At 40.3% G+C, this 13044-nt stretch carries 12 protein-coding genes; 6 read left to right on the top strand and 6 right to left on the bottom strand.

Features of this window, described 5'->3' with window-relative positions; genetic code table 11:
- Positions 1 to 7: 7 nt before the first annotated feature.
- Positions 8 to 511: an HAD domain-containing protein gene (locus B2400_RS11810; RefSeq protein WP_286652408.1), complete on the bottom strand. Its 504-nt coding sequence runs from the start codon at positions 509 to 511 to the stop codon at positions 8 to 10.
- 219 nt (positions 512 to 730) lie between these two features.
- On the opposite strand from B2400_RS11810, the gene thiD reads away from it, so the two are divergent.
- The 3 genes from thiD (at position 731) to B2400_RS11795 (ending at position 2790) form a co-directional block, all read left to right on the top strand.
- Positions 731 to 1546, top strand: coding sequence for a bifunctional hydroxymethylpyrimidine kinase/phosphomethylpyrimidine kinase (thiD, locus tag B2400_RS11805; RefSeq protein ID WP_293933578.1), 816 nt, complete (start codon positions 731 to 733; stop codon positions 1544 to 1546).
- A gap of 226 nt (positions 1547 to 1772) precedes the next feature.
- Positions 1773 to 2186 (top strand): CBS domain-containing protein, encoded by a 414-nt coding sequence (locus B2400_RS11800; RefSeq protein ID WP_149526178.1) that lies wholly within the window; start codon positions 1773 to 1775, stop codon positions 2184 to 2186.
- 139 nt (positions 2187 to 2325) lie between these two features.
- Entirely contained in the window at positions 2326 to 2790 is a 465-nt protein-coding gene (locus B2400_RS11795; protein ID WP_286652406.1) for a copper resistance protein NlpE, read from the top strand.
- Positions 2791 to 2814: 24 nt separating this feature from the next.
- Here B2400_RS11795 and B2400_RS11790 read toward each other — a convergent pair whose 3' ends face one another.
- Positions 2815 to 3846 (bottom strand): quinone-dependent dihydroorotate dehydrogenase, encoded by a 1032-nt coding sequence (locus tag B2400_RS11790; RefSeq protein WP_286652405.1) that lies wholly within the window; start codon positions 3844 to 3846, stop codon positions 2815 to 2817.
- A 50-nt stretch (positions 3847 to 3896) separates the two neighbouring features.
- Here B2400_RS11790 and B2400_RS11785 point away from each other — a divergent pair, with 50 nt between their 5' ends.
- Both B2400_RS11785 and B2400_RS11780 read left to right on the top strand, forming a co-directional pair.
- Positions 3897 to 5807 (top strand): ABC-F family ATP-binding cassette domain-containing protein, encoded by a 1911-nt coding sequence (locus B2400_RS11785; RefSeq protein ID WP_149526181.1) that lies wholly within the window; start codon positions 3897 to 3899, stop codon positions 5805 to 5807.
- Between the two features lie 653 nt (positions 5808 to 6460).
- Positions 6461 to 7060, top strand: a complete 600-nt coding sequence (locus B2400_RS11780; RefSeq protein ID WP_149526182.1) for a DUF4126 domain-containing protein — start codon at positions 6461 to 6463, stop codon at positions 7058 to 7060.
- A 118-nt stretch (positions 7061 to 7178) separates the two neighbouring features.
- Here the strand turns inward: B2400_RS11780 and B2400_RS11775 are convergent, their stop codons facing one another.
- From B2400_RS11775 to B2400_RS11760, 4 genes are all read right to left on the bottom strand, one after another.
- A complete protein-coding gene (locus tag B2400_RS11775; protein ID WP_293933571.1) occupies positions 7179 to 8150 on the bottom strand; it encodes a 1-acyl-sn-glycerol-3-phosphate acyltransferase in 972 nt (323 codons plus the stop codon).
- A gap of 70 nt (positions 8151 to 8220) precedes the next feature.
- Positions 8221 to 10005 carry an ABC transporter ATP-binding protein gene (locus B2400_RS11770; RefSeq protein WP_286652133.1) on the bottom strand — a complete coding sequence of 595 codons (1785 nt, stop codon included), beginning with the start codon at positions 10003 to 10005 and terminating at the stop codon, positions 8221 to 8223.
- Positions 10006 to 10072: 67 nt separating this feature from the next.
- A complete protein-coding gene (locus tag B2400_RS11765) occupies positions 10073 to 11029 on the bottom strand; it encodes a polysaccharide deacetylase family protein (RefSeq protein ID WP_293933566.1) in 957 nt (318 codons plus the stop codon).
- Between the two features lie 115 nt (positions 11030 to 11144).
- On the bottom strand, positions 11145 to 11663 hold the full coding sequence (locus B2400_RS11760) for a hypothetical protein (RefSeq protein WP_149526186.1): 519 nt from the start codon (positions 11661 to 11663) through the stop codon (positions 11145 to 11147).
- Positions 11664 to 11925: 262 nt separating this feature from the next.
- Here B2400_RS11760 and ychF point away from each other — a divergent pair, with 262 nt between their 5' ends.
- The gene (ychF, locus tag B2400_RS11755) at positions 11926 to 13026 is read left to right on the top strand and encodes a redox-regulated ATPase YchF (RefSeq protein WP_149526187.1); all 1101 of its coding nucleotides are present in this window, start codon (positions 11926 to 11928) and stop codon (positions 13024 to 13026) included.
- Positions 13027 to 13044: the final 18 nt, after the last annotated feature.

Here is a 13044-nt window from a genome sequence, read left to right as displayed (position 1 = left end):
ATATCAACTACAACTTCCTCTTCACCCTTCTCTTCAGAACCTGATGCAATTGAGATTGCTCAATTAAACCATTATAGGGATTGGTTAAAACTAATCTTTTCTTAAGTTCTTTTGGTAAATCATTTAGCGACTTATCATCATCAATTATAACAACATTTTGTTCCGAAACCTTATTTGCTGCTATCCATCCGAAGATCTCGGCCTTCCTGCTAATTCTATCAAATTTCCCAACAGAATCTTGCGCGTTTGGACCACGTCTCACGAAATCTAAAATACTTAAAAACTTAAATTTTAATCCACGTCGACCAAAAATCTCTTTCCATTCTGCAATACTATATCTATAGCGATGGGAACTAGAAAGCACTATTTGATCTTTTGTAAAATATATGGTCGATTGAAGAATTTTAACAGCAACATCGTTGAACTTATAAAATCCGTCGGCATCAAGCTCTACAGGTCTATGCGGATTTGCATGTACCATCACACCGTCAATATCTAAAAATACAATCATAAAACATTTCGTTTATATCGTTCAAGCCAACTACCATTATTTATAAAATTGTTAAAATTCTCTCGATTTAAGTTCCGATTTAATCCTATCCTATTATCAAATAGGAATTTAAGCTTACCTAATCGTAAAACATCATTTATTGTATGAATTAACTATTAACATTTTGTGACGGACAAAGGCTCAGCGAATGTTCCCGAACATCCCTATCTTTGTGCGTAAATGATAGACACAGCAACCCACCATAGTGCCAAAACAGTTCTAAGTATCGCCGGATTTGACAGCATTGCCGGGGCAGGCTTACAGGCAGACATGAAGACCATCTCTGCAATAGGCTGTTATGCCGTGAATGTACTGACGGCCTTGCCTATACAGAACACAATGGGAGTTCGATCGGTCTACCCTATTCCTGATCAAGCAGTGGAAGATCAATTAAACTGTATTTTCGACGATATTTATCCCGACAGCATTAAAATTGGTATGCTTCCAAATCCTAACCAAGTCGAAATCGTTGCTCGTTTATTAAAAGGATATCAGGGAAGCATTGTTATTGACCCCGTCATGGTTTCTACATCGGGGCACCTGTTGGTAGATCAGGAAACCATTACATTGTCCAAAGCACTCCTCTATCCGATGGCTACCCTAGTCACTCCCAACCTCGATGAAGCAAGTATGCTGACTGAATGTAAAGTTTCCAACCTTGAAGAAATGAACCAAGCTGCTGATAAGCTTATCCATATGGGGATGCATGCCGTATTGCTCAAGGGCGGACATTTGGATAGCGAAAAACTTAGCAGCATATTAAAAATAGCAGGCCAAGATCCTGAAATATATGAGTCTGAACGAATAGCGAGCAAAAACACTCGCGGAACGGGATGTACCCTTTCCTCAGCAATTGCATCTTACCTTGCGCTAGGCGATACCCTGCCTGGGGCATGCCAAAAAGCGTTGGATTATGTACATCACGCTATATTAGCAGCGAAAGACAGATCGCTCGGCAAGGGCAATGGCCCCTTGGATCATTTTTTCAAGCGCTAATATTGCCTTTACAAGAATGAAAACGCCGATGCTTAATTAGCATTGCTATATGATTAAAAGAAAGTATTGGGGATTTGATATGAGCAAACTACTAAGGTAAGAAATACTTTATTAAATTCACAAGACTACAATCATTTTAAAATGTAATGAGCGTCGTGGTATTTCAATCATATTCGATGGATATTTGACTATTCGCTAATGGAGCGATAGACAAATAAGATAGTTTATGAAACAAAGAGTCCCAGTATCGCAAATCATGAGTAAAGAGTTGATTACTCTATCCCAAAAAGACAGTCTTTACGACGCGGAAAATCTTTTCAAAAAACACAATATTCGTCACCTACCTGTAGTAGAAAACAAGAAATTAGTAGGCGTAGTGAGTTATTCCGACTTGTTAAAGATAAGCTATGTTGATGTAACTGAAGACGACGATATCGAATCAGTGGTTTACGACGCATACACCGTTACGCAACTTATGGCAAAAACGCCAGTCAGCATATTGCCGAGCAGCACGGTTAAAGAAGCTGCAGAAATTTTATCCAAGCATTCCTTTCATTCAATTCCAGTCGTTGAAAACGAAGAACTAGTAGGTATAGTCACGACAACTGACCTACTCAACTATTTCATCGACCAATACTAAAGTTCTTCATTATCTTTTTGTAAGCCTACTTTTCCAGCAAGTAGGCTTACGTTTTTTGTGCCTGCTATTAATTAAAAAAACAATTCAATTCTATTGGTCTGGTTTTTGGTTAACTTTAAGCAACAAAAATCGTTGTATTATGAAGAAATTATTATCACTTTCCTTCTGCGTTGGAGCACTAACCTTCGCCGCTTGTGAATCGAATGCGAATAAACAAGGTGCCGGAGCTGATACCACTACTATGTCTGACGACACGAGCGCTGACACTGTGGATAATGCGCATAACTCGCAAAACTCGGTCGACTGGGCAGGTACATATAAAGGAGTTATTCCTTGCGCCGATTGTCCAGGAATTGAAACAACTGTTGTTTTAAATAATGACTTAACCTTTAAGTACACTGGAGTTTATCAAGAGCGCGATACTAAAATCGAAGATGCTGGTAAATTTATGTGGCATGACAACGGCAGCGTCGTACATCTGATGGGGAAAGAAGTCAATATGAAATTGAAGGTTGGTGAGAATCAGCTATTCTCGCTAGATCAAGATGGAAACCCAATTGATGGCCCACTGAAAGACCATTATATCTTGAAGAAAGAGCTTTAATTAGCATCAAAAAAAGGGGAAATTTTATTTCCCCTTTAATATTCCTTTACAGATTTCAGCCACCAGCCCCGGACCTTCATAGATGAAGCCCGTATATATCTGAATCAAGCTAGCACCAGCATTAAGCTTTTCTATCGCATCTGCGGCCGAATGAATCCCTCCGACCCCAATAATTGGGAATGCTTTATTTGACTTATCCGACAAGTACTTGATGACTTCGGTAGAACGTTTTGTCAACGGCTTTCCTGAAACCCCACCTGCTTCCTTCACTAAATTAGGATCGCTATAGAGTCCCTCGCGCGAAATCGTCGTATTGGTTGCAATGACACCGGCAATCTTGGTGTCCTGAACAATCTCCACAATATCATCTAATTGCGAATCCGTCAAGTCGGGAGCTATCTTTAATAAGATAGGTTTAGGACTCGCCTTCGCATTATTTAAATCCTGAAGCTTATTCAAAATCTTCTTCAGCGGTTCCTTCTCTTGTAAATCACGTAAACCCGGCGTATTTGGAGAACTTACATTGACAACAAAATAATCTACATAATCAAACAAGGAATTAAAGCAATAAATATAATCATTCACGGCCTCCTCATTTGGAGTTACTTTGTTCTTACCAATGTTCCCACCGATAATAACGCCATTCTTCTCCTTCAGGTGCTTTAATCGTCCTGCCGCCACATCGGCACCTTGATTGTTAAAGCCCATACGGTTGATCAATGCCTGGTCGTTCACCAATCTGAACATACGCGGCTTATCATTTCCGGGTTGCGGTTTCGGCGTCACGGTTCCGATTTCAATAAATCCAAACCCCAGCTTTGACATCTGCTCAATGTAATCCGCATTCTTGTCAAATCCCGCTGCCAATCCCACCGGATTCTTGAACGTTAAACCAAAAACTGTAGTTTGTAATCTCGGGTCTTCAACGGTATATAATGATTTTAAAAGCGCGTTAGATCCCCAGATTTTAGTAAAAAATTTCAACCCCGAAGTCACATTATGATGCGCTTGCTCAGGGTTCATCTGAAAAAATAGTGGTTTAACTAATTTGTACATACCGCAAAGGTAGCCAAAGAAGCAGAAATATTCATTACTTTTGCGTCGAAATGATATCAATAAATAATTTAACATTTGAAATTGGCGCTCGCGCATTATACGATGAAGCGAACTGGCATATTAAGCCAGGAGATAAGGTCGGATTGATCGGTGCAAACGGTACTGGTAAATCGACTCTACTGAAAATCATCGTAGGGGAATATAGCCCAACAGCCGGTACCATTTCGATGGCGAAGGACTTAAAGATTGGCTATCTGAACCAGGACCTCCTATCCTACCACTCGGATAAAAGCATCCTGCACGTGGCTATGGAGGCATTCGAACGTCAAAATCAATTGCATAGCGAAATCGAAGTTCTATTAAAGAAACTAGAGACCGACTACTCCGACGAGATCCTCAATAAACTAAGCGATAAGCAGATGGAATTTGAAGCCTTGGATGGCTACAGCATCGAATTCCGCGCCCATGAAATCCTAGCCGGACTAGGTTTTTCTGAAGATGAACAACAGCGACCATTGGCGACATTCTCCGGAGGATGGCGTATGCGTGTGATGCTTGCGCGAATCTTATTGCAAACACCGGATATCCTGTTACTGGATGAGCCTACCAACCACTTAGACTTACCCTCTATCAAATGGCTGGAAAACTATCTACAGGCATTCGAAGGTGCGATTGTAATCGTCTCCCACGACCGTTACTTCCTTGACAGAATCATCAATAAAACGGTTGAATCTCGTAAAGGGAAGCTAACGCTATATGCTGGGAACTATTCTTTCTATTTAGAAGAGAAATCCCTACGTGAGGAAATCCAAGGAAATCAATTCAAGAACCAACAAGCAAAGATTAAGCAAGAAGAGAAGCTAATCGAACGCTTCCGTGCAAAAGCCAGCAAGGCGAAGATGGTACAGTCGAGAATCAAAGCTTTAGACCGTATGGAAAAGGTTGATGATATCGATGATGACAATCCGGAAGTAAACTTCAGCTTCAAGTTCTCCAAACCTTCGGGCCGCCACGTCGTGACGATCGACCAAATATCTAAATCTTATCCTAATCTTCAAATTTTAGAAAAGACAGACGGATTGATCGAAAAGGGCGACAAAATAGCATTAATTGGTGCAAACGGGAAAGGTAAATCAACCTTGCTACGTATCGTAGCAGATGCCGACAGCGAATATACCGGTACGAGCACAAAAGGTCATAATGTTTCGCAGACATTCTTCGCCCAGCATCAACTGGAGGCCTTACACCTAGAGAATTCTATTCTTCAGGAGTTAGTCGCTTTTGCCCCTAAGCATACCGAAACGGAACTTCGCTCGATACTTGGTTGTTTCTTATTTACCGGAGATGATGTATTCAAGAAAATCAAAGTATTATCGGGAGGCGAGAAATCCAGAGTCGCGCTAGCGAAAGCTTTAACAGCGGATGCTAACTTCCTAGTTCTCGATGAGCCGACCAACCACCTGGATATGGCGTCTGTAAACATCCTTATACAAGCCTTGCAACAATACGAAGGAACGTTCATCGTCGTATCCCACGACCGTTATTTCCTGGATAATGTTGCCAATAAAATTTGGTATATCGAAGACAAGAAAATCAAAGAATATCCTGGTACCTATCAGGAATATGAGGTTTGGAATTCCAAACGCGTGGTAAAACCGGAAGAAAAACAACCTAAAAAGGTCAAAGAAGAGCTTAAAAAGGAAAAACCGGTACTTACCGACGATCTACAGAAAACCTTACAAAAGAAAAACAGAGAACTAGCAGCTCTAGAACAAAAGATTGCCGACCAAGAAGTTGCAGTCAAAAATCTGGAAGCCGAGCTCGCAAAAGAAGAAATCTATTCCGACGCCGTCAAGCTCCAGGAGACAACCAGAAATTATAACTCCGAAAAAGCAAGATACGATCAGTTCCAAAGCGATTGGGAAAAACTTGCTGAAGAGATTATGGAATTGGAAGGGTGAGGAAGATATTAGATTTTAGACATTAGATATAAGACACAAGGCGCCGATTAGGCGCCTTTCTTGTATGAGCTTTGTTTTGAACCAAGAAAGGAAGGATGAAAGGATGGGCAGGAGGTTTGGTTTGCTACCCATATCGTCCGCCATAGGTCTTAATACTAACTACTAACTACTAACTACTAACTACTATTTCTGGAAAGGAGGGATTTTAGGATGGGCAGGATCATGCAATATTCTCTCTAGCTTTCCTGCTTCTATGGCAAAACCGCAAACCTTCGTTCAGTTAAAACCCTTTCACTCCCCTTTCACTCCCCTTTCACTCCCATTGTATAACCCTATCAGAGCCGCTCCGGAAAGGGTTTGATACGCTTATGAAAAGGCAGTGGTAAATTATTAGATAGTTAATAATTTAACGCTTTCTTGTAAACTCCTATGCTAACAACTCTGCAAGATCCTGGTCATCCTAGAATCCTTCCTTTCCTGGTTCAAGACAAACTCTCCTTCCTTTCAGAAATAGTAGTTAATGCTTAGTACTTGGTATAAAGACCTATGGCCCCTCTTATCACTTGGACTTATTTTTGCTATAAGAATCTTAGATAACCTTATTTTGTGGAATAAAATGTCTAAAGTTTTACACCTCATATCTCAAATCTAGCATGGAATATTTGCTCTCCCTTTTTGTTGGTATTGGCCTAGCGGCTGCTACAGGATTTCGTGTATTTCTCCCTATTTTCTTCTTTAGCTTAGGAACCTATATGGGATGGATTCCGGCGAATGAAAGCTTTGCATGGGTTGGAACCTTGCCTGCCGTCATTGGTGCTGGAACGGCTACCTTGATTGAAATTCTTGCTTATTATATTCCTTTTGTCGACAACCTTCTTGATACCATATCCGTACCATTAGCAACGGTTGCAGGCTCTTTGTTATTTGCTTCGCAATTCACCGAAGTAAACGATTGGACGCAATGGTCGTTGGCATTAATTGCTGGTGGAGGTACGGCGGCAACTATCAGCTCAGCCTTAGCGGGCACCCGCGCTGCATCGAGTGGAACTACCGGAGGGATCGGAAATCCCGTCATATCAACGGTAGAAACTGTGGGGTCGACTTTAATGAGTATTCTAGCGGTCTTTCTACCGATTCTCGCTATCATTCTCGTAGCGGTATTTTTCTATTTGATCATCAAATACAGTAAGAAACTTTGGAGCAAAGTTAAAGGGAACAAATTGAAATCAAATGTTCCCAGAAATAGTACTTAGTATTAAGACCTATGATGTCAGATCCTGTATATCCTTACATCATTCTTCTCCTGGTTCGAGACAAAAAAAATGCATTGCTGCAGTTCTAATGTCTAATATCTAAAATCTAATAACTAATCTAATTTAGTCGATTCACCTTAAGACTTTCTTTCTCGCCATTGATTTTTACAGGTTGATATTGAACCCAGCAGTAGGAAAGAAAAGGCATCAGCACGAAAAATAGCAGGCCAGTCCAAAAGCCGATGATATTTCCGATAATTAGGCTTATTAGCAATACTAAGACTGGATAGCCGAACAATAGCACGCCGAACATTAATGAATCATAGAAAATAGTTCCCGATGTTTTCTTTTCGATTTGTTGTTTGACCAATTTATACAACCAGTTATGCGTATAGTATCCCGCCTTTGCCGGAATCTTCATCCATTCTCTCGATTTTAAATAATCAATACTTGGTTCAACAGGGCCTGAAGGCATAGCACTTTCCATTTCCTCGCGGACCAACTGCAGGATGCGCGCAGCGTCTACATCTCCATCACTGATATAATCGGTGCTGTCAATCGGACTCAATGCCTCCAAGGACACAGATTTAGGGATATAGTCGAACGAGCTATAGCCAATGACAAAAGGTTGGATCTGAACCGGGATATCCATGCTGATTGCTCGCTTGATCAGGGAAGTAAAACCCGTAGGCATAAAGGGGCGCAACAAATGCGAGTTGCGAGAAACACCTTCAGGAAAAATGACGATATTCTCGGCTGATTTTAACCATTTAGCACATTCATCATAGGTAAAAGCATTCATGACCTCAAAATCAGGGTCATCCGATTTCTTGTAGATGGGAATCATGAATAATGTCCGCAATGTCCAATTCGCCCACTCCTTCTTAAAAATATCACCACGCACCAAAAAACGCGTTTCCTTGGGGCTATTGACCGCCAATACTAACGCGTCGAAAAAGGAATTCGGATGATTGGAAACAACGATAGTCGGATGCTGAAGACTAGCGATCGCCATATTTTTCAACTGCCAATCCGTTACATACCAGTTTAATCCAAATTTCACGAAGGATCTAAGAAGCGGGTACAACATATATTCTTTCTTGTGCTAAATTTCTTAATCGGTAAATTTAACACAAAAAACTTGCCTGAAATTGGTTTTATCAATCTTCTTTCAATGATTCTGTTATTTTGTGGATGTTCAAGCTATTCGCCATAGCGCTAAAAATCTTGTGATAGGTCCCATGTTTATCAAAAAGTTCCTCATGCGTTCCATCTTCCACTAGCCGGCCTTTCTCCATAACAATAATATGTTCGGAGTCGATAATCTGCGAGATGCTATGGGATACAATGATTACCGTACGCCCCACTTTGATGGCGTCTAAGCTGTTTTTTATCTGCTCGGTGGCAATGGCATCCAGATTAGCAGTAGGTTCGTCCAAGAAGATAATAGGCGGATTCTTTAAAAACATACGGGCAATAGCAATACGTTGTTGCTGGCCCCCCGACAAAAGATGTGCTTCCGAGTCGTAACCATTCGAAAGCTCCATTATTTGTTCATGTATGTACGCTTTCTTCGCCGCTTCGATTACATCTTCCAAACTTGCTTCGGTTTTACCATAGCGGATATTATCGGCAATGCTTCCCTTAAAGATGTGGTTCCGCTGCAATACTAATCCCACATTCTCCCTTAAAAAGTCGGTATCATACTCTCTAATATCTACGCCATCCAATAAGATTTGTCCATTATCCGGTTCGTAAAACTTATCCAGCAAGTTGATAATCGTACTTTTTCCGGCCCCCGATAGTCCTACCAAGGCGGTATTTTGATTCGGGCAGATGGTCATACTGACATCTGTAATTGCTTGATGACCATTAGGATATGTGAAGTTGATATTCTTGATTTCGATTAAGCCTTTGATAGAATCGGGTTTATAGTTTCCGCTTGGCTCCTTCTGCCCTTCATCTTCCAAGATCTCGAAGAAGCTCTCGGAATAGATCAATGCATCATTGACCTCATCGTAAATACGGTGTAATTGTCGGATAGGTGCCGAAACGTTGTTGAACAACATGATATGGAACATGATTGCACCAATAGACATCTGCTCATTCAGCACAAAGTAGGCGGTCAGGATGATCACGATAACTACGCCGATCTGTTCTATGAAACTTTTGATGCTGTCGAAGATGAAACTAGTCTTGCGTGTTGCCATCTGATTCTCCGTCATCTCATATTGTATTTCTTTATGACGCTCTGCCTCCAAGTCCTCCCGAACGAACGACTTGATAACGGTAATGGAATCAATTAGATTGATAATCTGGTTATTTTTGTTTTCTCTATACTTACGCATATTCCTACGAAAGCCCGATAGCCTTTGCGCTTGCATTTGCGACACGTAGAAATAAATCGGGATGATGATCAAGCCGACCAATCCGACATAGAAATTGGCAATAAACATGCATACCAAGGCGATAATAGCATTGGCAAATAGCGGCAAGATATCGATAAAGAAGTTCTGTACTAAACGCGTGAGTGAGCTGATACCGGCATCGATTCGTGTCTGCAACTTTCCGGACTCATTGATGCTCGACGTGTAGAACGCCATTTTATAGGTTAATATCTTATCGACTATTGCTTGCGAGAAGTCGCGTGCAATCATAATCCTAAGCTTTTCTCCATAAAACTTCTGACCGAATTGAACGATGGAATAGATAATCTCTTTACCCAACAGAACTGCCGAAATAATACCGAGCAAATGCAATCCCATGCGCAGCGGTGTTTTATTGACAAGCAGTTCGGATATCGAGTCGACGGTATATTTTAAGATGAAGGCATTTACTTGTGCGGCAAATGATCCGATAACCGTTAAAACCAGCGTATAAAAAATTAGATTTTTATAGGGTTTGGTGAAGGGAGTAATTTTCTTGAATAACTGAGATATGGTCATATGGACTAAACTTCTTTTTCATTGAAAAGTTTAATCAATTTACCAATATTCCCTCGAAATTTGAAGTTTAGTATTTGTGCGGATAAGTGGAAATAAACTCGAAGTGATAGTCTTTATGTTGTTTCAAGCTGTCAATCAGACCACTAAGCAATTGCTGCCCCTTTTTATTCTGAAACATATCGTCGTGCATTAAAAGGACAATATTGTTCGGTTTTAAAGTAGACTTATTGCCTAACATGGTGCGAATGCGTGTGTAGATTTCGTTTACCGACTGAACAGGGTTTCCTGACAATCCGTGTATTTTCCACTCGACATCCCAACCGTAAATACGGTATCCATTTGCTCCTAACAAGTCAGCAGTTTGACTGCCACTCGTTAAGTCTACCCGGCGAACATCGTCAAATAACCAGATATTACGTCCTGGCATACGAACAATCTTTTGTTTTAATCCTAACGCTTCTTCACAGCGTTCGAAATCTGCAACTGCCAGTTCAGGATTGCTATAGAAGGCATGGAATCTATTATTCGCATGCGTGTAACTATGATTATAACACTCCACAAGTGGGTTCTTCGAATAACGCTCAAAGTCATTCTTCAAACGCTTGCTCATATTTGCATGCTTCGCTACTAAGAAAGCACTCAATTTGGTATCCTTCGCTGTGGCGATAGAATCGATTGCACGAGAGCCAATCAAAGGACCATCATCAAAAGTAAGGTAGATATGTTTATACTTTTTGTTCAGCTCGCGGTATATAGAATCCCGAAGATTACGTTTTGCTTGTTTAGGTTCGATCTTATTTAAAGAATCAACCGCAGGAAATACAATTAAATTGCGATTTAATGAATCTAATTTATCCATTAGGTATAGCGTATCCTGTTGAACAGGCTCTTCTATCTCTGGCTTTTGGTCCGGTGTTTCGACGGCGTTCGCCGTTGTCGTCGAGCCTACAATTTGATTACATGAATAAAAAGCTCCGAGAAATAGGGAGATGGAAAAGGTAATAAGCAATTTCTTTTTCAACATGGCTTCGCAATGCGCAATTAAAATTTTTACAAAAGTAGCGAATTATTAACTATTTATAAAGAGGTACAAAAAAGGGAGCTTTCTGTTAAGCTCCCTTTTGTAGGTATATTTTTTTCTACCACATTCCTCTTACATTTCTATAGTCTCTATCTCTTCTAGATTCTCTTTGCTTGTGGTATTTTGCATGTCTTTTTTCTGCCTTACGGTATTCTTTATGTGCTTTTTTATAGCTCTTTCCGTAGTGCTTATGGCCTCTACCATAGTCGCGGATGGAAACTTGGCTATAGTTTCTTGCATATCCATGATAGTTGCTACGATGGCGACGGTGATTTCTCCATGGATTCGCATCATTCATCACCACTTTATAGGTTCTATGCAAGTCATAGCGTCCGTAACGACTTGGTAGACTGCGATGTGTTACCCAACGTCCGCCATGATAGTAAGTGTAATGACGGCTGGAAACATTATAATAAACATCCATTTCCGGCATGTAATAATACCTCGCGTAATCATATCCACCTGGACCCCAAAGAGGTTGTGAACCGATATTAATACTAACATTTACTTGAGCGTTAGCTGGCTTTGCGAAAGCAAAAGCACTTAGAAAGACAACAACGTAGAATAACTTTTTCATATTAACCTCCTTATTTTGGGTTCGTTTTTTATTGTTAATTTGATGGTATGACCGCAAAATCATGCCGAAAGATTAATTGGAAAATGTTAAAATTTGTAAATATCAAGCTACTCTATTCATTCTAAGTAATTTAAAGTTCATAAAAAGGTCATATTAACTTAAAATTGTAAGCAATTTGAAGGCTGCTAATTTATCCTAATGGGATAGTCCCGAATATGCTCTCCTTTTATTATCTTTGCGTGAATTTTTAAGAAAAATCAATATGGCATTACAATGTGGTATCGTTGGCCTACCGAACGTAGGCAAATCAACCCTTTTTAACTGTTTATCGAATGCAAAGGCACAGGCAGCAAACTTCCCGTTCTGTACTATCGAGCCTAACGTAGGTGTAATCACTGTACCAGACGAACGTTTAAACAAATTAGCTGAGTTAGTAAATCCACAACGTATCGTTCCAAATAATATAGAGATCGTAGATATCGCCGGCCTTGTAAAAGGCGCCTCAAAGGGCGAAGGACTAGGAAACCAATTCCTGGGTAATATTCGTACAACGAATGCTATTATCCACGTATTGAGATGTTTTGATGATGGCAACGTTGTACACGTTGATGGATCGGTTGACCCTATCCGTGATAAAGAAATCATTGATACTGAACTTCAATTGAAGGACTTGGATACTGTTGTAAAACGTATTCAAAAGGTAGAAAAGATGGCTAAAACAGGTGGTGACAAAGATGCTAAGAAAACATTTGAAATCCTTTCTGTTGTTAAAGAGCATTTGGAAGCTGGTAAATCTGCAAGAACAGCTCCTATCTCTGAAGAGGATGCTGAATTCATTGCTGATCTTACATTGTTAACTGTAAAACCTGTTCTTTACGTATGTAACGTGGATGAGGCTTCTGTAAACACAGGAAATGCTTATGTAGAACGCGTGAAAGAAGCAGTAAAAGATGAAAATGCCGAAGTCTTAGTGATCTCTGCACAAATTGAATCAGAAATTGCACAGCTTGAGGATTACGAAGAACGCAAGATGTTCTTAGACGATTTAGGTCTAGAAGAATCTGGCGTTAATAAGTTAATTCGCGCAGCCTACTCGCTTTTAGATCTTGCTACTTATTTTACAGCAGGAGTTCAGGAAGTTCGCGCATGGACAATTGAGAAAGGATATACTGCTCCGCAAGCAGCTGGTGTAATCCACACAGACTTCGAAAAGGGATTTATCCGTGCCGAGGTTATCAAGTATGAAGACTTTATTAAATATGGTTCAGAAGCAGCAGTGAAAGAAGCTGGAAAACTATCTGTCGAAGGAAAAACATATATCGTAGAAGACGGTGATATTATGCACTTCCGTTTTAACGTATAAAAAATACAGTAAAATAGA

The organism is Sphingobacterium sp. UBA6645, assembly GCF_002455685.1.
Taxonomy (GTDB): Bacteria; Bacteroidota; Bacteroidia; order Sphingobacteriales; family Sphingobacteriaceae; genus Sphingobacterium; species Sphingobacterium hotanense.
This window is presented reverse-complemented; position numbering and strand designations above follow the sequence as displayed.